Annotated in this window: 17 protein-coding genes; 3 read left to right on the top strand and 14 right to left on the bottom strand. The window is 65.5% G+C overall.

The window, feature by feature from the left end:
- The first annotated feature begins 23 nt into the window (after positions 1–23).
- Entirely contained in the window at positions 24–2,093 is a 2,070-nt protein-coding gene (locus J5474_RS13865) for an FAD-dependent oxidoreductase (protein ID WP_209361508.1), read from the top strand.
- A 5-nt stretch (positions 2,094–2,098) separates the two neighbouring features.
- Here the strand turns inward: J5474_RS13865 and J5474_RS13860 are convergent, their stop codons facing one another.
- The 12 genes from J5474_RS13860 to J5474_RS13805 all read right to left on the bottom strand — a co-directional run bounded on the left by J5474_RS13860 (position 2,099) and on the right by J5474_RS13805 (position 15,848).
- Positions 2,099–3,109: a LacI family DNA-binding transcriptional regulator gene (locus tag J5474_RS13860; RefSeq protein ID WP_209361507.1), complete on the bottom strand. Its 1,011-nt coding sequence runs from the start codon at positions 3,107–3,109 to the stop codon at positions 2,099–2,101.
- Positions 3,110–3,188: 79 nt separating this feature from the next.
- Complete coding sequence (locus tag J5474_RS13855) at positions 3,189–3,506, bottom strand: Dabb family protein (RefSeq protein WP_209361506.1); 318 nt, start codon at positions 3,504–3,506, stop codon at positions 3,189–3,191.
- 1 nt (position 3,507) lies between these two features.
- Entirely contained in the window at positions 3,508–5,142 is a 1,635-nt protein-coding gene (locus J5474_RS13850) for a GMC family oxidoreductase (protein WP_209361505.1), read from the bottom strand.
- A gap of 39 nt (positions 5,143–5,181) precedes the next feature.
- The gene (locus J5474_RS13845; RefSeq protein ID WP_209361504.1) at positions 5,182–6,672 is read right to left on the bottom strand and encodes a GMC oxidoreductase; all 1,491 of its coding nucleotides are present in this window, start codon (positions 6,670–6,672) and stop codon (positions 5,182–5,184) included.
- Positions 6,669–7,781, bottom strand: a complete 1,113-nt coding sequence (locus tag J5474_RS13840; RefSeq protein ID WP_209361503.1) for an ABC transporter ATP-binding protein — start codon at positions 7,779–7,781, stop codon at positions 6,669–6,671. The genes J5474_RS13845 and J5474_RS13840 overlap by 4 nt, the downstream gene beginning before the upstream one ends.
- 4 nt (positions 7,782–7,785) lie before the next feature.
- Positions 7,786–8,664 carry a carbohydrate ABC transporter permease gene (locus tag J5474_RS13835; protein ID WP_209361502.1) on the bottom strand — a complete coding sequence of 293 codons (879 nt, stop codon included), beginning with the start codon at positions 8,662–8,664 and terminating at the stop codon, positions 7,786–7,788.
- Complete coding sequence (locus J5474_RS13830) at positions 8,664–9,557, bottom strand: carbohydrate ABC transporter permease (protein WP_209361501.1); 894 nt, start codon at positions 9,555–9,557, stop codon at positions 8,664–8,666. Before J5474_RS13830 ends, J5474_RS13835 begins: the two co-directional genes overlap by 1 nt.
- A 123-nt stretch (positions 9,558–9,680) precedes the next feature.
- The gene (locus J5474_RS13825; protein WP_209361500.1) at positions 9,681–10,934 is read right to left on the bottom strand and encodes an ABC transporter substrate-binding protein; all 1,254 of its coding nucleotides are present in this window, start codon (positions 10,932–10,934) and stop codon (positions 9,681–9,683) included.
- 50 nt (positions 10,935–10,984) lie between these two features.
- Complete coding sequence (locus tag J5474_RS13820) at positions 10,985–12,511, bottom strand: aldehyde dehydrogenase family protein (RefSeq protein WP_209361499.1); 1,527 nt, start codon at positions 12,509–12,511, stop codon at positions 10,985–10,987.
- Positions 12,512–12,514: 3 nt separating this feature from the next.
- Positions 12,515–13,282 (bottom strand): enoyl-CoA hydratase/isomerase family protein, encoded by a 768-nt coding sequence (locus J5474_RS13815; RefSeq protein WP_209361498.1) that lies wholly within the window; start codon positions 13,280–13,282, stop codon positions 12,515–12,517.
- Entirely contained in the window at positions 13,279–14,850 is a 1,572-nt protein-coding gene (locus tag J5474_RS13810) for an acyl CoA:acetate/3-ketoacid CoA transferase (RefSeq protein WP_209361497.1), read from the bottom strand. The genes J5474_RS13815 and J5474_RS13810 overlap by 4 nt, the downstream gene beginning before the upstream one ends.
- The gene (locus J5474_RS13805; protein WP_209361496.1) at positions 14,847–15,848 is read right to left on the bottom strand and encodes a Gfo/Idh/MocA family protein; all 1,002 of its coding nucleotides are present in this window, start codon (positions 15,846–15,848) and stop codon (positions 14,847–14,849) included. The genes J5474_RS13810 and J5474_RS13805 overlap by 4 nt, the downstream gene beginning before the upstream one ends.
- Here J5474_RS13805 and J5474_RS23145 point away from each other — a divergent pair.
- Complete coding sequence (locus J5474_RS23145; RefSeq protein WP_342454041.1) at positions 15,802–16,917, top strand: hypothetical protein; 1,116 nt, start codon at positions 15,802–15,804, stop codon at positions 16,915–16,917. The two genes, J5474_RS13805 and J5474_RS23145, sit on opposite strands and share 47 nt — an antisense overlap.
- A 1-nt stretch (position 16,918) precedes the next feature.
- Here J5474_RS23145 and J5474_RS13795 read toward each other — a convergent pair whose 3' ends face one another.
- Both J5474_RS13795 and J5474_RS13790 read right to left on the bottom strand, forming a co-directional pair.
- Positions 16,919–17,320 carry a c-type cytochrome gene (locus J5474_RS13795; protein ID WP_425342889.1) on the bottom strand — a complete coding sequence of 134 codons (402 nt, stop codon included), beginning with the start codon at positions 17,318–17,320 and terminating at the stop codon, positions 16,919–16,921.
- 80 nt (positions 17,321–17,400) lie between these two features.
- Positions 17,401–18,780, bottom strand: coding sequence for a hypothetical protein (locus J5474_RS13790; RefSeq protein ID WP_209361494.1), 1,380 nt, complete (start codon positions 18,778–18,780; stop codon positions 17,401–17,403).
- 772 nt (positions 18,781–19,552) lie between these two features.
- Between J5474_RS13790 and J5474_RS13785 the strand changes: the two genes are divergently transcribed.
- Positions 19,553–21,046 (top strand): AfsR/SARP family transcriptional regulator, encoded by a 1,494-nt coding sequence (locus J5474_RS13785; protein ID WP_245216455.1) that lies wholly within the window; start codon positions 19,553–19,555, stop codon positions 21,044–21,046.
- The last annotated feature ends 92 nt before the right edge of the window (positions 21,047–21,138 follow it).

Below are 21,138 nucleotides of genomic sequence, written 5' to 3'. Positions count from 1 at the left end.
CACAACGCAAGGACCACATCCGCATGACCCAGACCGTCCCCCAGGAAATCCTCGACGCGCTGACCGACGTGGACATGCCCCGCCTCGGGGCGGAGCCCGGCCCGCATGACCACGTGCAGCTTGGCCGCCACCGCGTGCCCCGGCACCGGGCGGGCGCGGTGGTGGTGGGCAGCGGCGCGGCAGGCCTGCGTGCGGCGGTCGAGATGACGCGCCGCGGCGTCGATACCGCCATCGTCACCCAGAGCGCGTGGGGTGGCACCTCCGCCTGCTCCGGCTCGGACAAGCAGACCCTGCACACCGCCAATACCGCCGACCGGGGCGACGATTTCAAGGCCATGGCCCGCGCCATCCGCGCCGGGGGCGCCATGGACGAGGACACCGCCTATGTCGAAGCCGTGGGTTCGGTCCGCGCCATGGCCTCGTTGCAGTACCTCGGGCTGCCATTGCCGCAGGACCCGCTGGGCGGCACGCTGCGCTACCAGACCGACCACGACGACGTTGGCCGGGCCACCAGTTGCGGCCCGCGCACCTCGCGCCTGATGGTGAAGATGCTGGCCGAAGAAGCCATTCGCCTCGGCGTGCCGTTTCTCAACCAGACGACCGTGGTGCGCATCCTGACCGAGGGGACTGGCGACGCCCGCCGCGCCACCGGCCTGCTGGCGATCCGCCCCCGCGACCGGACCGACGAAAACCCATACGGCCTCGTACTCTTCGATTGCGCCACTGTGGTGCTGGCGGCGGGCGGACCGGGCGAGCTTTATCGCGACAGCGTGTTTCCCAATGGCTGCTTCGGCTCCCTCGGGCTGGCGCTGGAGGCGGGCCTGACCCTGGTCAACATCACCGAAAGCCAGTTCGGGATCGGCACGCGGCGTGAAGGCTTCCCCTGGAATCTCTCGGGCACCTACGTGCAGGTGATCCCCCATATCTACTCCGTCGACGCCGAAGGGCGCGAACACCACTTCCTCGCAGAATACTACCGCACCACGCAGGAACTGGCCTCGAACGTCTTCCGAAAGGGCTACCAGTGGCCTTTCCACGCCAGCCGGATGCTGGATTTTCAGTCCAGTCTTGCCGATCTCGCCATCTTCCGCGAGGCACGGAAGGGGCGACGGGTCTTCATGGACTTCAACCGCAACCCCCTGCCGGTGACCGGCGATCAGCCTTTCAGCCTCGACCGGCTGGACGCGGACGTGGCGCGCTACCTTGCCACGGCGGGCGCGGATCACGCGCTTCCCATCGACCGTCTGCGCCACATGAACCCGCTCGCGATCGAACTGTATCGCCGCTACAAGGTGGATATAGCAACCGAGCCGCTGGAATTCGCGGTGAACCATCAGCACATGAACGGCGGCATCGCGGTGGATACATGGGGGCGCAGCAGCGTCTCCGGCATCTACGCCATCGGCGAGGCCGCGGGCACCCACGGCATCACCCGCCCCGGCGGATCGGCGCTGAACGCGGGACAGGTCTTTGGCACCCGCGTGGCGGAGCACGTCGCCGCCACCACGGCATTCGCCCCCACTCCGGTCCCGGTTCGCGCAACGGCGGAGGACGCCGTGCGCCGGATCGACGCGCTGCTGCGGCCAGAGGGGCTTCCCCTTCGCGATGTCCGGTCCGAAGTACAGGCCCGCATGAGCGACAGCGCCGGCATCCTGTGCCGCGCCGAAGCCGTGGCTGAGGCTCGCGCCCTGGCCGCAGCGCTCAACGCCGCCATCCGCAGGCAGGGCCTGTCCCTCACCCGTTCCGGCGAAGTGGCCCGTGCCCTGCAATGGCAACAGATGGCGCTCGCCTCCGAGGCGGTGCTGACGGCACTGGATCATTACATCGGCAAGGGCGGCGGCAGCCGGGGCGCGCGGGCGATCTGCGACGACACGGGCGAAGCCCTCCCGGATTCCTCCCAGGGCCCGCTCACGGACTACCGTTTCCGCACGGAACGCGAGGAGGACAAGGCGGAGCAGATACTCGTCCGCCTGGACGGCACGCGCATCGCGCTTTCCACCCGCGCCAACCGCCCATTCGATGAAACCGCGCGGCCCTTCTTTGAACGCGACTGGCCCGCGTGGCTAACCGGGGCGATCTACACCGCCGACTAGGGTCGTCAGGCGCCGCTGGAGGCCCGGACCGACAGGCTGATCGGAGTCCGTGTTTCCGGCGGCGGGACCTCCCCCGCCTCCAGCCAGCGGATCACCGTGTCCGCCGCCCGTGCGCCAATGCCGGCGATATCGCAGCGCACCGACGAGACCCCCGGAAAGGTCTGCGCCGCGTCCTCGATGTCATCGAATCCGACGATGCGGAAATCCTCGCCCACGCGCCGCCCGATCTCGTGGAAACCAGACAACATACCCAGCGCCACGAGGTCGTTGAAGCACACGGCCGCGTCCACCTCCGGGTGCTGCTCTGCCAGCCGTTTCGCCGCGTCCCGGCCAAAGGCGCGGCTGGCACGACCGGTAACCACCAGCGGCTCCATCCCCGCCGCCGCCAACACCGACAGGTAGCCCGCCTTGCGTTCCTCTGTCACCGCGCGCCCTTCGAGTCCGCCGACAAAGGCCACCCGCCGCGCGCCGGTGCTGAGCAGATGCTCCGTCGCATCCCGGCTGCCGGACAGGTAATCCGGCGCGGTAAAAGGGAAGAGGTCCAGGCGGTCATCGACCCGCCGCAGCATCTGCATCGCGGGAATCCCCGCCTTGGCGATGGCGTCGAATGTCGGCGCGGTCTCGCCGTATGTCGGGCAGATGATGAAGGCCGACACGCCGTGTTCGATCATCGCCCCCACCACCTGCGCCTGCAGCGCGGCGCTTTCGTCGGTATTCGCGATGACAGTCGAGTAGCCCTTCTCTGCAAGCGCCATCTGCAGGGAGGTGGCGAATTCGGTGAAGAATGGGTTGCGCAGGTCGTTGATGACCAGTCCGATCAGCCCGGCGTTCGACTTGCGCATGTTGGCGGCGGCGCGATTGTAGACGTAACCGATCTCCGCCATGGCATGGCGCACCAGCTTGCGGGTTTCGTCGCGGACGGACGGGCTGTTCTGCAGCACAAGACTGACGGTCGACTTCGATACCCCCGCCTTAAGGGCCACGTCGATGATCGTCGGTCTGCGGGTCGTGGTCATGGTGCCTCTGCCTTGCCTCTGCGGGTATCCGTGTAGCACGCCCCCGCCGCGATTGAACGGCCCTTTGCGCGTGGCGCCTTCAGCCGCCCGCCACCGGCAGGTCAAAGCACAGGATGCCGGCCTTGCCGCCGTCGGCATTGGCCACCAGCTTGGCCCCCAGCGCCTGATGCTCCGGGTGGTCCTGGTAGGCCTGCAACGCGTCCCAATCGGTGAAATCCGCGACAAAGCCGTGCATATAGCCGCGCTCCATCTTCTCCGGGCTTTCGCTGCGGCCGGAGGTGATCGCCAGCAAACCGGGGATCTTGCCTTCGATGGCGTGCAACTCGTCGAAGAGCGCGGCGATCGCCGCCTCTCCGAGATCTTCTGTGAACTTTATCAGGACGATGTGCCTTACCATGTCATGCCGCTCCCCGCGTGGTTGGTGACAGGCCCTGCCCAACGCCCGTGCCCATGCCGTGATCTGCCTTGATCATGTCCGCGGCCTTTTCGCCGATCATCAGCGCGGCGGCGTTGGTGTTCGAGGAGACCACCGACGGCATAATGGAATTGTCCACGATCCGCAGCCCCGCGATCCCGTTGAAGCGCAAACGCGTATCGACCACGGCACCGGGATCACCCCCCATGCGGCAGGTGCCCGCGCAGTGATGCGAAGTCTTGGAATGCTGGCAGATGAAGTCGAAATAGTCCTGCTCGGTCTGCACATCCGGCCCCGGCAGGCGCTCCGCAAGGATATATTTCGACAGCGCCTCCTGTGACAGGATCTCTTGTGTCAGCTTCAGCCCCCGGATCGACATTTCGCGATCCATCGGGTCCTGCAGGTAGTTCGGGTCGATCAGTGGCGCCTTCGCCGGATCGGCGCTTTGCAGCCGCACCGTCCCGCGCGAGCGGGGCCGCAAGTAGCAGGAATTCAGCGTCACGCCGCCCTGTGGCATCGCCGCCACCCCATGTTCGATCCCGGTGCCAAGACCAAGGTGCATCTGAATGTCGGGCGAGCGCGCATCCGGGTTGACGTACCAGAAGCCACCCGTCTCGAAAAGTGAGGACGCCACCGGCCCCCGGCGACCCAGCAGATACCGCAGGCCCGCGATGGCGGCCCAGTGCGGTTTGGCGTAGCGATCATAGCTGTACGGGCCGCGCAGTTCCGCGATGCAGTAAAGATCGAGATGATCCTGAAGGTTCTCCCCGATCTGCGGCTGGTCGAACACCACATCGATGCCCAGATCCGACAGGTGATCCGCCGGGCCGATCCCCGACAGTTGCAGCAGACGCGGCGACCCCACCGCGCCAGAGCACAAAAGCACCTCCCGGCCCGCTGCGATGCGGGTGCCGTCCATCATCTCCACCCCGGTGGCGTGTCCCTTGTCGACCACGATGCGGCGCACCTGCGCGGCCAGTCGCACGGTCAGGTTCGCGCGGTGCCGGTTCGGCGTGACATAGGCCATCGCCGCCGAGGACCGCCGCCCGTCCTTCTGGGTCAGCTGGTAGAAACAGGCACCTTCCTGCGTCTCGCCGTTGATGTCGCGGTTGCGCGGGATGCCCACGGCCCGGGCAGCCTCGAAGTAAGCTTCGCAGACCGGCAGCGGCGCGCGCGGTTCGCTGACGCCGACCGGCCCGCCCTTGCCGTGGTAGCGGTTGTCATATGTCTCGTTGTCCTCCGCCTTGCGGAAGTAGGGCAGCACGTCCTCGTAGCTCCAGCCATCGCAGCCCATCTGCCGCCAGTCGTCGTAGTCCTGCGCATTGCCGCGCGTGTAGACCTGCGCGTTGATCGACGACCCGCCACCGATCACCTTCGCCTGCGTGTAGCGAAAGACCTTGTTCTGCATGTTCCGCTGCGGCACGGTTTCCCAACCCCAGGACCCGATCCCCTTGGTCATCTTGGCGAAGCCCGCTGGCAGGTGGTAGTAGGGATGCCGGTCGCTGCCGCCCGCCTCGAGCAGCAGGACATTGACCGACGCGTCCTCCGTCAGCCGCCCGGCCAGAACCGACCCGGCAGTGCCGCCGCCGATGATGATGAAATCGTAACCCTTGGACATGTTGACCTCTTCCGCGCGCCCGCCCCGCCTGTGCGGGGTCTAGGCGGCCCTTTCGTTGTGTTCGATGTGATGCGCGGCCCGGATCGCCAGCGCCGCCACCGTCAGCGCCGGATTCACCGCCGCCGAGGTCGGCAGCACCGAGGCATCGGTGATATACAGATTGGGATGGTCGTGGCTGCGGCAATGCGTGTCCACCACGCTGCTGAAAGGATCGTCCCCCATGCGCGCTGTGCCGCATTGGTGTGATGGCGTGCGCCGGTCGAACGGCCGCGCCAGCACCACGGGGTAGCCCGCGCGCCGCAGCACCTGCTTCAGCTTCGCCACCAGCGCCTCGTGCGCCTCCCAGTTGGACCGCTTCCAGTCCAGCCGGATACGCCCGCCCGCGAGCGTCACCCGGCTTTCGGAGTGGGGCAGGTCTTCGGACATGGCGTAGACATCAACCGAATGCGCCGCGATCCAGCGCGCCAATGGCCCCGGCAGACCTGCGGCGCCCTGCAGGATCGGGCCGCTGATCTTGCCCAGCAACTGCATATTGCCAAGCGGCTCGCCCCCCGGCCCGCCACCAAGGTAGAAGTCGTTCATCATCAAGGTTTTCTGGTAGACCGAACTGTTGCGCCGGAACGGGTCGATCGCAAGCAGTGCCGAGGCGTTGTGGTTCATGAAATTGCGCCCCACCTGATCGGAGCGATTTGCCAGCCCCCGCGGGTTGTCCGCATCGGCGGAGGCCAGAAGCAGCACCGCACTGTTCACCGCACCCGCCGCCAGCACCACAACCGGCGCGCGAAGCACCGCGCCGGTGGACAGTTCCACTCCCGTGATCCGGTTGCCCGCCCCTGCCAGCAACCCGACCACATGGGAGCCCGGACGCAGCCGGACAGTATCATGCGCCAGCGCGGCCTTCAGGCCTGCGGTTTCGGCATCCATCTTGCCGCCGATTGTGTCGGGAAAGGTATCCCATGGCGTATGCGCCCGCGAGAGCCAACGGTCGATATCCACGCCCAGAGGCAGCGAACTCGGGTGCAACCCCACCGCTATCAGCCGCGCCCTGAGACGCGCGATGGGCGGCTCGTCCGGTACCGGCCCATACGGATAGGGGGCAGAGTGCGGCGGCTCCGTCGGGTCCTCCCCCGCCTGTCCGCGCACCGCATACATCTGTTCGGCACGGCAGTAGTACGGCTCCATCAGGTCGTAGGACAGTGGCCAGCCCGGTGTCGTCCCGCCCATGTGCCGCAGCGGCGAGAAGTCCTCCCGCCGGTAGCGGATCAGCACCGCGCCGTAGAACTTCGAATTGCCGCCCACGCAGTAGTAATTGCCGGGGTTGAAGCCCGCGCCCGCGCCATCCAGCCACTCTTCCTCCGGGCGGTAGTACCCGTCGACAAAGATCGACCTGTCGCTGCGATCGTGTTCCGAGGGACGCAGGTGATCCCCCCGTTCAAGGATCAGGATGCGACGGCCCGAGGGCGCGAGGGCCGCCGCCAGGGTGGCGCCCCCCATGCCCGAACCGATGACAATGACATCCGCGTCCGTCATGGCGCGATACGCTCCTCCGATGCGGGGTCGAAGGCCACAGCCTTTTCCATGTTCACGGCAAAGGTGAAATCCTGCCCCGAAACCACATTGGCATCGGCCCGCATCCGGGCGATCACGTCGCGGCCGCCCAGTTCCATGGTCACAAAGGTATCCGCGCCCGCCGGTTCGGTAACGCCGATGCGGTTCGACAGCGGCACGATGTTGGCAGAGTTGCGGTCCGCCCCGTCCGGGTCGGTGATCGCCTCAGGGCGCACACCCAGCAGGATCTCGCGACCGTCCCACGCCGCCAGATTGGACTGGCTGAAGCGCAGGTATTGCTCGGCCCCGTCCTGAGCCCGGACCGCCGCATGCGGCACGCCGTCCCGCATCACGACCCGCACGGGCAGCACATTCATCGCCGGACTGCCCATGAAGGTTGCCACGTAGACGTTGGCCGGGGTGTCGTAGATCTCCTTTGGCGTACCCAGCTGCTGCACGTAGCCCTGATACATCACCGCGATCCGGGTCGAGAGGGTCATCGCCTCGATCTGGTCGTGGGTGACATAGACGATCGTGGTCTTCAGCTTGTCGTGCAGTTTCTTGATCTCGGTCCGCATGTCGACGCGCAGCTTGGCGTCGAGGTTCGACAGCGGTTCGTCGAACAGGAATACATCCGGCTGGCGGACCAAGGCGCGGCCCATTGCAACGCGCTGTCGCTGACCGCCCGACAACTGCCCCGGCTTGCGGTCGAGCAGGTTCTCGATCTGCAACAGCTTCGCCACATCCTTGAGCGCCGCCTCGCGCTCGGGCTTTGGTACGCCGTGCATTTCGAGGCCGAAGGTCATGTTCTGGCCCACCGTCATGTTGGGGTACAAAGCGTAGCTCTGGAACACCATGGCGATGTTGCGCTTAGACGGGTGCACACCGTTCATCACCCGTTCGTCGATGGAAATCGTGCCCGACGAAATCCCCTCCAGCCCGGCGATCATGTTGAGCAGCGTGGACTTGCCGCAGCCCGAGGGGCCGACCAGCACGAGGAACTCGCCTTCCTGAACGGAGATATCGACACGGTGCAGGACCTCGACGGCTCCGTAGGATTTGGTGACGTTCTTGATATCGAGGAAACCCAAGGATTTATCCTTTCACGGAACCCGCCATCAGCCCGCGCACGAAGTAGCGGCCCGCGACGATGTAGACGAGGAGGGTGGGAAGCGCGGCGAGGATAGCGCCGGCAAAATGGACGTTGTATTCCTTCACGCCGGTGGAGGACTGGACGAGGTTGTTCAGGGCTACGGTCATCGGCTGGGTCTGCCCGCCGAAGGAGGCACCGAAGAGGAAGTCGTTCCAGATGTTGGTGAACTGCCAGATCACGCAGACTACGGTGATCGGCCCCGACACCGGCAGCAGGATGCGCCAGAAGATGCGGAAGAACCCGGCCCCGTCGATCATCGCCGCGCGCACCAGTTCGGTCGGGAAGACGGCGTAGTAGTTGCGGTAGTATAGCGTCGAGAAGCCGATGCCATAGACCACGTGCACCAGAACCAGCCCCGGAATGGACCCTGCCATGCCAAGCTTGCCCAGCACGCTGGCCATGGGGATCAGCACGATCTGGAACGGGATGAAGCAGGAAAACAGCAGCAGGCCAAAGATGATCTTGTCGCCGCGAAAGCTCCACTTCGTCAGCACGTATCCATTGAGCGCTCCGATCATGGTCGAGATCGCCACTGCGGGCACCACCATCAGGATGGAGTTCATGAAGTAGGGCTTCAGGCCGGTGGGCTCGACCCCGATCTGGGCGGAGGACCAGGCCTGCCGCCAAGGCTCGAAGGTCCATGTATCCGGCAGCGCCATCATGTTGCCGCCGGTGATCTCCGGCAGGGGCTTCAGGGAATTCGTCAGCATGACGAACAGCGGCAGCAGGTAGAAGGCGGCAAAGACCAGAAGGATACCGTAGATGAAGACGCGGGTGACAAGGCCGGTGCGGACGGCGGTATCTTGATCGGCGACAGCCATCACTTCTTCTCCTTGAGTTCGGCGTAGAGGTACGGCGTCATGATCGCGGCGATGGTCATCAGCATGATCACCGCCGAAGCCGCGCCGATACCCATGGAGTTGCGCGTGAAGGTGTAGGAATACATGAAGGTCGCAGGCAGTTCTGTCGCCCGCCCCGGCCCGCCGCCGGTCAGAGCGATGATGAGGTCGTAGGATTTCACCGCCAGATGCGCGAGGATCACGAAGGCCGACAGGAAGGCGGGACGCAGCAGCGGGATGACGATGCGGCGGTAGAGGCTCCAGTTAGAGGCGCCGTCGATCTGCGCCGCCTTCAGGATCTCGTTGTCGATGCCGCGCAGCCCGGCGAGGAACATGGACATGACGAACCCGCTGGTCTGCCAGACGGCGGCGATCACCACCGTGTAGATCGCCATCTCGCGGTCCTTGATCCAGTTGAACTGGAAGCTCTCCCAGCCCCAGAGGTGCATGGTGTGCTCGATCCCGATGCCGGGGTCCATGATCCACTTCCACGCGGTGCCGGTTACGATGAAGCTCAGCGCCATCGGGTAGAGGTAGATCGGCCGCAATGTGCCCTCACCACGGATCTTCTGGTCCAGCAGGATCGCCAGCGTCAGCCCGATGGCGGTACAGATCGTGATGTAGAGTCCGGCGAAGATGCCGAGGTTGATGACCGCGGTCCACCACGCCCGCAGGCCCCAGAGCTTGACGTAGTTCTCGACGCCCACCCAGTCGTAGCTGGGCAGCATCCGCGAGTCGGTGAAGCTCAGATACAGGGTATAGAGTATGAACCCGTAGACGAAGACCAGCATCGCGGCGATGGACGGCGACAGCACCAGCTTGGGCAGCCACTCTTGTAGACGCGTGCGAAAATCTGCCTTAGCGAGATGCGCCATGGCTCCTCCTTGCCCGCAGGCGGGGCTGCGGTCAGTTTTTGTAAATCGGTGTGCGGGCACCCCCCCGGCGCGGCACGATCAGGATCGGGAAGGTGGCGCATGGCCGCCTTCCCGCGCGGGCGATCACATCGCGGATTCGACCGCGTTCACCAGTTCCTCGACCGCGGTCGCGGAGTCGTATTCACCGTTGAAATGCGCGGTGACCACGTCGTAGATCGCGTTTTTCACCGCTGCGCGGTTGGCGTGACCGTGACCGATGGATCCCACCAGCTTGCCGCTTTCGTTGGCGGCGGCGAGATCGTCCATACCCTTCTGGCCGCAGGCGTCAAAATCGTCCTTTGCCACGTCCGTGCGCGCCGGAACCGATCCCTTCACCGTGTTGAAGGCGATCTGGAACTCCGGGCTCATGATATCGCCCGCCATGGTCGACTGCGCGTCCTTGGCTTCGTCAGAGGAAACGCCGAACATCGCGAACTGGTCGGAGTTGAACGATACCGCGCCATCGGACCCCGGCACACGGAAGCACAGGAAGTCTTCACCGGGGACCTTGCCGGCGTTCAGGAACTCGCCCTTGGCCCAGTCGCCCATGATCTGGAATGCCGCTTCGCCGTTGATGACCATGGCCGACGCGAGGTTCCAGTCACGCCCCGAAAAGTTGTCATCGACAAAGCCGCGCAGCGTGGCCATGCGGTCGAAGACCTCCTTCATCCGGTCGGACCCCAGTGCCTCGGGGTCGAGCTCGACAAAAGCCTTGTTGTAGAAATCGACGCCGCCCACCGACAACACCACACCGTCGAGGATGGTCGCTTCCTGCCAGGCCTGTCCACCGTGCGCGAGCGGGGTCTTGCCGCTTTCCTTCACCGTCTCCATGGCGGCGATGAATTCGTCCCAGGTGGTCGGCTGCGCGATGCCCAGTTCATCCAGAACCGCCTTGTTCGCCCAGACCCAGTTGGTCGAGTGCACGTTGACCGGTGCCGCGATCCAGTGACCGTCGTACTTGGAGAACCGCTGCAGCGCCGCCGGCACCACCGCGTCCCAGCCCTCTTCGCTGGCGATGGCGTCAAGGTTGCCCAACGCGCCCTCTGCCGCCCAGTCCTGAATGTCGAAACCCAGCATCTGCACCGCGGTGGGCGGGTCGCCCGCCGTCACCCGCGCGCGCAGCGTTGTCATCGCAGCCTCGCCGCCGCCGCCGGCCACCGGCATGTCGACCCAGCCGATGCCCTGACCTTCCAGCTTCTCCTTCAGCACGTTGAGCGCCGCGGCCTCGCCGCCGGCCGTCCACCAGTGCAGAACCTCCACCTCTGCGGCTTGCGCCATGCTGGTCGTCGCCATCAGCGCAGCGATAGCCGCCGCCTTCCTCCCAAGATACCCACGCATTGAGACCTCCTCCATTGTCCGCGTTGGTTTCGCCCTTCGACGCGCGCGCGTCAGGACGTCTTCACCCAAGGCTGGCGCGTGCGGCCTAGCCGCATCACGACCGATTTCACCTCGAGGAACTCCTCGAAGCCGTAGCTTCCGATTTCTCGTCCCTGCCCGGATTGCTTCATCCCGCCGAAGGTCACTTCGGAGAATCCGTCCATCCATGTGTTCGTCCAGACCGTCCCGGCCTGCGCCCTCCGGCTGAACTCCAGGCAAGTGTGCACGTTGTCGCTCCATACTCCCGCCGACAGACCGTAGTGCGCATCGTTTGATAGCGCTATCGCTTCGTCAAGGGTCTGAAACGTCAGAACACAAAGAACCGGGCCGAAAACCTCCTCGCGGGCGATGGCCATGTCCGGGGTGACGTTACGCAGCACGGTCGGCCGGTAAAACTGCGCGCCGACGCCGGGCACGTCCAGCGCCTCGCCGCCAAGGCACAGCTCCGCCCCGGCCGCCACCGCCGCGCGCACGTAGCCGTCGATCTTCGCCTGATGTTCGGGCGTGACGATGGCACCCACCTGCGTGTCCGGGTGGAGCGGGTTGCCGAAGGCCACCTTACGCGACAGCGCTACCACGCGGGCCACGAACTCCTCCGCGATATCCTCGTGCACGATGATCCGGCTGGAGGAATTGCAGCACTGACCGACGTTGAAATAGACGCCGAAGGTCACCGCGTCGGCGGCACTCTCGAGGTCCGCGTCGCCGAAGATCACCTGCGCGTTCTTGCCACCCAGTTCCAGCGCGACCTTCTTAAGGGTCTCGCCCGCCACCTTCGTAATTGTCTTGCCCACCGCGGTCGAGCCAGTGAAGGACACCATATCCACCGCCTCGTGAGTGCTCATCAGGCTGCCCACCGGGTTCCCGCACCCCAGCACGATGTTACAGACACCAGCTGGCAGCCCCGCCTCCGTCAGCAATTCCGCCAGCATGGCGGTGGTCGAGGGCGTCATTTCCGACGGCTTCACCACGCAGGTACAGCCCGCCGCCAGAGCAAACGGCAACTTTTGGCTCAGAATCCAGAAGGGGAAGTTCCAGGGCGTGATGATCGACACAACGCCGATGGGCTCCTTCAGCACCATCGCCAGCACATCCCCGCCCAACGTGTTGTGGCTGTCGCCATGCACAGTCCGCGCCAGCGATGCCGCATAGCGCCACAGGTCTGCCGCCCCGCTGCATTCGGCGCGCGCCTGCGTGATGGGCTTGCCGCTTTCCAGCGTCTCCATCAGCGCCAGCCGTTCGGCGTTCGCCTCGATCAGGTCGGCCACGCGGTTCAGCACGATCGCGCGCACCCGGCCCGAAAGCCGGCTCCAGCGGCCATCGTCAAAGGCCGCGCGTGCGACACGGATCGCCGCCTCTGCCTCCGCTTCGCCGCCCAGCGCCGCGCGACTCACCACCACCCCGTGCGAGGGCGAAACCCGTTCCGAAGTCCGCCCCTCGGCGCTGTCTACCCTCTGGCCGTCGATGAAGTGGCAGGCGCGATAGGGTGTATCCGGCAGCGCCAGCTGCGTGTCGGTCACGATGTTAAGGTCTTTCATGGCTCAGCGCCCCGTGAAGTCTGTTTTGCGTTTCTCGCGGAAGGCGGCGACGCCCTCCTGCCGGTCGTCACTGGCGGCGATTGCGGCGCTACCCAGCGCTTCGACCATGGCGCCGCGGTCCTCGTTCGCGCCAGCGTGGATCATCGATTTCGCGATCTCCACCGCCCGTGGTGACAGCGTCACCGCGCGCTCAAGCAGCGCTTCCGCCGCGGCGCGGGGGTTGTCATCGACGGCGGCGGCAAATCCCATGGCCAGCGCGCGCTCTGCCTTGATGCGATGACCGAACAGCGCCATCTCCTTCACCACCGGCTCCGGCAGCAGGCGCATCAGGCGCTGTGTGCCCGACCAGCCCGGCACGATGCCGACGGCGGCTTCGGGCAGTGCCAGCGCAGCCTTCGGCGCCATCACCCGGATGTCGCAGGCCGCCGCAAGTTCCAGCCCGCCACCAAAGGCATGGCCGTTCAGCACCGCCACCGTGGGCCGGGCCAACCGCGCCAGCCTGTCGAATATCCGATGCCCGTAGCGCACCCAGCGCCGCGCGAACTCCGCCGGATTCAGGTCGCCCCAGCCATTGATATCCGCACCGGTGCAGAACGCCCGGTCGCCCTCAGCCGTCAACATGACCGCGCGAAAGGCAGCGTCATGCTCGATGGTCTCCAGGTGGTCGGCCAACTGTTCCAGCATCTCGACGGTGAAGGCGTTCATTTTTGTCGGGTTGTCCAGTCGCAGCTCCGCCACCGCGCCGTGAACGATCAGGTGTACCGCGCTCATTGGCCCCACCCCATCGGCGCGTCGCTCAGCAGCGACAGAGGCAGCGTGATCGCATCCTCCGCCACCCTGACCCGTCCGCCAGAGGCCGCCACGATGTCACGCTCCGGGTCGATGCCCGGCATGATCTCAGTCGCTACCAGCCCGTCGTCCGTCAGCCGGATCACACAGCGCTCCGTGACATACAGCACCTCCTGCCCCAGCTCCCGTGACCGCGCGCCGGAGAAGGTGACGTGTTCCACCGCCTCCACCATCTTGGTGAACTTGCCGGGGGCGGCGATTTGGATGCCCTCCGCGGTCAGCTCCACCTGCGCGCCGGCCTCGAACCAGCCGGAGAAGACGATCTTCTTCGCGCCCGCCGTAATGTCCACAAAGCCGCCGCAGCCCGCTGTCAGATACGGCTTCTTGCCCAGCTTCGACACGTTGACGTTGCCCTCCACGTCGACCTCCAGAAACGACAGAAAGGAGATGTCGAACCCGCCGCCCTGGAAGTAGATGAACTGCTGCGGCGAAGGCACGAAGGCATCGGCGTTCGACGCGCAGCCGAAGGCGAAGCCGGTGAGCGGCATCCCCCCAACAGCGCCCTGCTCGATGGCCCAGGTGACCGCCTCGGGGTGGCCCTCCTCCAGCAGGATACGCGGCACCATGGCGCTGATCCCGAAGCCGAGATTCGCCGTCATGCCCGGCCTCAGCTCCATCGCCGCGCGTCGCGCGATGACCTTCTCAACACCCCGCTCTGCCAGCGAAAAGCTGTCCCAAGGCCGCATCACCTGCCCAGAGATCGCGGGATCGTAGGGCGTCTCGCAGGTCTGCTTCTGGTCGGGGTCCACCACGATGCAATCCACCAGATGCCCCGGCACCCGCACGTCATGCGGCCGCAGGGAGCCGCGTTTCGTCACGCGGCTGACCTGCGCGATCACCAGCCCACCGTGGTTGCGCACGCAGATCGCCTGCTCCAGCCCGCCGAGGTAGGCGCCCTCGTGTTCATAAGTAAGGTTGCCGAACTCGTCCGCCGTGGTCGCCCGCAGGATCGCCACAGTCGGTACCACGTTGGGAAAATGCAGCCATGTGTCGCCGTCGAATTCGACCCGACGAACGATCGGCGTCTCCGCCGCCTTCGCATTCATCGCGCAGCCCTCGCGCTTTGGATCGACGAAGGTCTCCAGCCCGACCTTTGTCAGCACGCCGGGTCGGTTCGCCGCCGCCTCGCGGTTCATGTCAAACAGGATCCCGGATGGTACGTTGTAGGCCGCCACGCGGTTTTCCACGACCATTTTCCAGATTTTCGGCATCGGCTTCGACGACGGACCGGAGGGGTAGGACCCGCCAAGGATGCGCGCCAGCAACCCGTCCTTCGCGATATGGTCCACTCCCTTAACACCGTACATGTCACCTGCGGCGATCGGGTGTAGCGTAGTCAGGTTGCGCGGCCGGCCCTCGGCGTCGAACCGTTCCCCGATGGCCTGCAAAACGCGGTCAGGGCAGCCCAGTGCCGAAGACGACGACACCGTCACGACGGCATCATCGGCGATACGCGCCGCCGCTTCGGCCGCGCTGACAACCTTGCTCATTTTTTGTCTCCATATTCGATCATCTGCCGCGTCCCGCTCTGCGCCGCGGCGAGCACCGCGCGCGCGATCAGGAGCGACTTCAGCCCGTCCTCGCCGCTGGCATGGGGCGCGCGCCCCTGCGCCACGGCCCCTTCGAAATCGCGGATCACCGCGGCGTATAGACCGCCCTTGTCGTACTCGACCGGCGTGCGCCGCTCGGCGTTCACAAGCGTGACCTCGCCCACCGGTTCCTGCGCCATGATCCCACGTGCAAGGATCGACCCGTCGGTGCCGTGCACCTCCAGCCCCGATTCGGCGTGCGGGTGGGTAAAGCTTTCGTGGCTGAACACCATCGCCCCCGAGGGCATCGTCCAGACCGACATGGCGGAATCCTCGACGCCCTTACCCAGCCCCGTCGCGGCCATCTCCGCCACGACCGATACCGGGTCCTCGCCCAGGGCCGCACGCACCGTATCGGCGTTGTGCACCGTCAGGTCCGGTATCACGCCGCCGCCAGCCTTCGGATCATCGAGCCGCCAGCCTCGCAGGTGCACGGGCAGCTCCACCGCGTGGAAGACCCGGACTGACAGCACCCGCCCCACCGCGCCCTTCGCGATCAGGTCGCGGATCGCCCGATGGCTTCCTGCGCTGCGCAGGTGGTGGTTCACGGCGAGCGTCACGCCCGCCTCCTGCGCGGCGGCGATCATTTCACGCGCCTGCGACGGATCCAAGGCCAGAGGTTTTTCGCACAGGACGTGCTTTCCGGCCCCGATCGCCGCCATGGCCTGCGCGTGGTGCTTGTCGTTAGTGGAGGAGATGTAAACCGCCTCGATGCCCGGATCTTCGAGCGCTTCGAGGATCGCGGTCGACCAATGCCCGATTTCGTGCTTCGCCCTATACGCCGCCGCGTGGACAGCGTCACCGCTGACCACCCAGCCGATACGCCCGCCCTGACCGCGGATCGCATCGATCATGTACTGGCTGGCGATCGTGCTCGCGCCGAACAATGCCCAGTTCACGCCTTACCCCCATATGGAACGTTCCACTTTTCATATGGAACGTTCCATGGGGCGTCAAACCTTTTCGCACCTCTTATTGATTTGCCGCGGTGGATCGCGGTTACGGGCGCTGAAACCCAGGCGGGAAGAAAATTCACCCGACCACGTCTCCCTGGTCGCGTTCAAGGCTTCCTTAAGGCGCCGCCCGCGGAATCACGCGGCCCAAATTTCTCCGTCAAATGGCGACTGTCGCGCCTTGGCCCGTCGAACCGTTAATATCGGCCAGTTCGGCCCCGCATGCGGGCCGGGGCTTACGCTTGATCAACCAGGACCAGCCATGGTCAATCCATCGCCCACCTCCCCAACTCCGCTGGACAAGCGTCGCATTCACGACAAATCTCCCGTCATGCGCGCGCTAATGATCCTGTTGCTCTTTCTGGCCGCCTGCGGCCGCCCGCTGACCCCGTCAGAGGCACAATACCTTGCAGCCATTCAGGGGCCGGACCTCGACACCTCGAAGGTGCGCATCGTTGATGGCCATTTCGCGGGCTCCGTGACCCACCGGATTCCCGTACGTCCGCGCACCACCTGTCAGGAACGCATCTGGCCGCCAATAACAGAACAACAAACCGTCACCGTCGCCCCCGCAGCCACGGTGTTCTTTAACAAGATACTGGTCCGCAAAGATATCTACCGCCCTGACTTCCTCGCGGGCTACCCGGAGCAGATCGACCTCTACGACGCCATGCTGTTCGCACATGAGGCAACCCATGTCTGGCAGTGGCAAAACCGAAAAAAGACCGGTTACACTCCCTTAAAGGCTCTTACCGAACATATTGGCAGTGCCGATCCCTACCTGTTCGACCCCGACAATACGACGCGATTCCTCGACTACGGGTATGAACAGCAAGGCAGCATCGTGGAGGAATACGTCTGCTGTCGTCTGCTCGATCCAGAAGCGCCGCGTACCACCCGTCTGCGCGCCATGATCGCCGCTGAAATGCCGGTCGACAGGCTCGACCGGGTTATCACGGCTCCGCGCTTGGCAGTGCCCTGGCCCGGCCTGAGACGCGAGGAAATCTGCCGCTAAGTCATTCCTGTCGCTGGATTTCCAGCAGGTAGGTCACAAGGTCCACGACCGGCTGGGAGGCAAGGATCGGCTGCCCGGTATGGGTCTTCATCGCCACGTCGTAGCTGCCTTCGAAGAAGTCGCCGTAAACCGGCATGGGCGAGCCGTGGCTGACCAGCGGATCACGCCCGTCAATGCGCTTGATCACGCGCTCCAGAGGAAAGACCCCGGCGTTGGCTGCCGTCAGGTCCCGCAGGTTATTCGGCTTCAGAACCATCGCACCCGCCATCGGTCCGTCGCCACGCGCCTCGAGCCCGTGGCAGGTGGCGCAATGTCTGCGGTACAGGTCCTCGCCCACCCCGGCATCCTGCGCCTGCCCCGGCCCGGCGGCAATCGCCATGGCCAGAAATACGATAGAAAACATATGTTTCATGGCACTCTCCCGTGTCCTGCAGCCTCAGTCTGCCATGCGGCACCGGCGTTCACCCTGACATGAATCAAGCTTCAGACAACAGCCGTCAGATGTGCCGCCGCCGGGCATGCGTCGCGCGGCCAGGACTCCGGTATGCCGTCCGCCTCGACGTACACCTGCCCACGGCCAAAGCCCCGCGCCCGCGCCACGATCCGCAGCTTGCGCCCGTCGAAGTCTCGAAAGGCCAGCTCCGCATCGCGGTTCTCCGCCTCCATAGATTCGCGTAAAAGCTGCATAGCAATGCACTGACCCAGACGAACCTGTCGGGCATTTTCCACCGGATACCAGCCGCCTGACACCACCCGTGCCAGCCCGATATCGGCCACCATGCGATCCAGTTCCGGCGCAAGTGGCACACCTTCTGCCTCCGCCCCCATGGCCTGCAACTGGATCTCCTGCGCCGGGTCCAGTAGCGCCTTCATCAAGGTGGCCAGCGCCCCCGCGACCACCGCGTGGCTGGCACAGTCCAGCGGCAGCTTTCCATCACGCCCGGGATCGGCGCTCAGCGGCAGGAACAATCCGCCCCCCAGCCCTGCCCGGCGCCGCAGCGCGTCGTCCCGCGACAACGCGCGCGGTCCCTGCCTCAGGACCGCATTGGCTTGGCCCATCCAGTACAGAAGGTTCGGCGCAGTCCTCGCCAATTCGTCTGCCACCGCCCTCGAAAAGGCCCCCGCCGGCTCCGAGCCGCGTTCCTCGCGCGCGAGCCAGACCGTCATCCGTGCCGCCATTACAGCGGGACGTTGCAAGCGGTCCGGGGTGAGCACCTGATGATGCGCTGCCCGCATCGCGCGCGCCTCCGCTTCGGCCAAAAGCCGCATCAGGCGGCTGCCTCCCCAGCGCGCGGCCTCCGCTCCCAGTCCCGACTGCACCTGCACCCCACGCGCCAGAAGTGCAACGGCCGCGTTCAGGAACGGCCGCGCCGGCGGCATCGCGTGGAGATCTTCAGCCATCTCCTCCAGCGTGCCGTCCCGCAGAGTGGACACCGACCGCCCCGGCACCCGCAACCCCGCCCCGCAGTGGCGCGCGGCCCAGGCCAGCCATGCCGACATCGGGGCATCATCCGCCGGGCGTTGCGCCCCCGGGTCCGGTACTGCGACGGCGTGATCTTCCCGCCAGAGCGCCGAAAGTCGCGGTGACCCGGCCGCCCCCGTCGGCATGGTGACCCCACCGCCAAACAGCGCCTCCTGGGTGATTTCCACCTCCGCGCGCCTTCCCCGCCAGCGACGCGGCGGCGCGGCGGCGATGGTGCGCAGCGGCGTCCGCCGCGCACTCCAGCGCAGCGCCCGCAATTCGCGCAGCAACTGCTCCAGCGAAAACCGGGTGTCCTGATCGATGATCACCGCACTCTGCGGATCACTCAGGTCGCCCAGCGCCTTGTGACGCAGCAGCGACAGCGCAAAGATCTCGGCCATTTCGACCGCCAACTCGGCCCCCGTCGGCCGCCTCGGCATGCCCTGCAGGCCGTCACGTCGCCGCACGCAAAGGGTTCCGCCGCCTGCAATCACGCGAATGTCCGGGTGCTGAGCTGTGCTGTTGCCGGTCATTAAACCCCCCGTAATTCAAGGCCCGCCGCTTCTGATCGGTCTTTGATCGGTCGGTGAAGCGTTAATAAAACCATCACATCGCTTCGTGAACGCATCGTGAGTTTATCGCAAAATACGGGGTTTTCTGTGAGCGCCCATAAACTCTTTCGTACAGGGTTTCATGCCAGGCTCGTGAATTCAGCGTGATCTCAGGGAGTGGAAACCTGGAACGCAAAAAGGGGGGAATCGGACGATTCCCCCCGGTACCGTTTACCACCGGACCGATCGGCCGGTATCACCTACCGGACATGCGCGACGCACCGCGCATCCAGTCAATGCAAAGACATGGCAGGCTCTGAACCCTCGTGAACCGTGAATGGCCCCGGCCCGGGTGCATACCGATGTCCTGTTCGAAGCAGCCTTGCCGCGCGGCTCCCCCAGGTCAAAACCTCTTCACCCGCCGGTTGTGATTTTCACGAAATATTAACGCCTGTTGCCGGTGAAAACGGTTACTGCTAGCGTTTGCAAAGAGTTGGAGGGTTTCGTGCCGGACCAGCGGCAAACGCATTTTAGAATCGACGTCCTCGGCCCATTGCGGCTAACGGGGCGGCATGGGCGTGATTGCACGCCCAAGGGCGCCAAGAACCAGGCGCTCATCGCCATGTTGGCGCTCAGCCCCGGCATGGAACGGCCACGGCGTTGGCTGGAAGACAAGCTCTGGTCCAGCTTCGGTCCAGAGCAGGCAGGCGCGAATCTCAGGCAGGCGCTGTCCAAACTGCGATCCGCCCTGGGATCCGAAGCTGACCTGCTGCAGGCCGACCGCAACGCCATTCGCCTGGCCGAACGGCAAGTCCGTGTCGATCTGCTCGAAGAAATCGTTCCCGGCGACGACCGCACCGAACTGCTCGAAGGGATCGACGTGCGCGATCCGGAGTTCGAGGACTGGCTGCGGCAGGAACGCGCCCAGTTGCAGGCGATGATCAACCGCACACAACCCAGCAGCAACCGCGGCATCCTGATCACCTGCCGGTCGGATGGTGATACTGCGGCGGGGCGCGACCGCATCCTTGCCGATGTGCTGTCGAACCAAATCGGCGAGAATATCGCGGATCAGGTCCGCGCATGGCGGCAGGCGGATCCCGACAGCGTCGGCGCCCCGGATGCGCCCCCCTCGGACGTGCTGATCCAGAGCCAGCTTCTGGCCGATGGCAACAGCCACATGCTGTTTCTCAAGGCGGTGCATCAGCCCAGCGCCCGAATTCTCTATTCCAGGATGCAGCGGGTAGAACGGCTGGAGGCCATCACAAACTCGGAGGACGAGATCGCCCGTACCGTTTTTGAGGCGGCCGACCAGATCCTCGGAAAGATCCCGCATGCCCTGCCCAAGGACCGCCCGGAGACCCGCGCCACCGCGCTCTCCCGGCTCGCCCTGTATCGCATGTTCAGCTACGATCAGGACGCCCTGCGCGAGGCTTACGGGCTGATGGATCAGGCCTACCGACACGACGAGAACGGGCTTTACCTGGCGTGGGGCAGCCTGATCCGCATGACCCAGATGATGGAGATGTCGGAGGAGGATCAGGGCGGCCTGATGGAGGAGACCATCGACCTCTATCACCGTGCGATGGAAACGGGGGCGGAAAACCCGCTGGTGATGTCCATCGTGTCCAAGGTCCGCAGCACCGTGCACGGCGATCTTGCCGGGGTGATGGACCTCGCGCAAAGCGCGGTGGAGCGTAATCCTGTCTCTGCCTTCGGACTGAAGGCGCTGTCGGAAGCCTACATCACCGCCGGCCGCCTGCAGGAGGCATACCGTACCTCTGCCCGCGCCTGCGCCATCGCGAAATCTTCGCCCTTTCGGCACTGGTGGGACACCGGGCATTGCCTGATCGCGCTGGCGTGCGACCACTACGAGGAAGCCATAACCGCCGGAGAGGCAGCCGCCCGCGCCGCGCCGCTGTCGCGGCCGGTTCACCGCACGCTGTTGGCGCTCTATGCCGCCACCGGCCGGATGGACCAGGCCACCGAAGTGGCCCGCCGGATGGTCAAGATCGAACCCGGCTTCACCATCGACCAGATGATCGGCGATCCCGATTATCCGGTGCGCACCCTGCGCGGCAAGGGCCTGCTGGCGCCCCTGGGCGCGCTGCTCTGACGTGCAGCGCGGTTCCGCGCTTCACGGCCGCCAGTGGCGCGGATCCCTGGACAATTTGGTGCAAATCCTAAGGATTACCCACGAAACCGCCC

Source organism: Sagittula salina, from assembly GCF_017813235.1.
GTDB classification, from domain to species: Bacteria; Pseudomonadota; Alphaproteobacteria; order Rhodobacterales; family Rhodobacteraceae; genus Sagittula; species Sagittula salina.
Note: the sequence above shows the minus strand (reverse complement) of the source record. Positions and strands in the feature narration are given on the sequence as shown.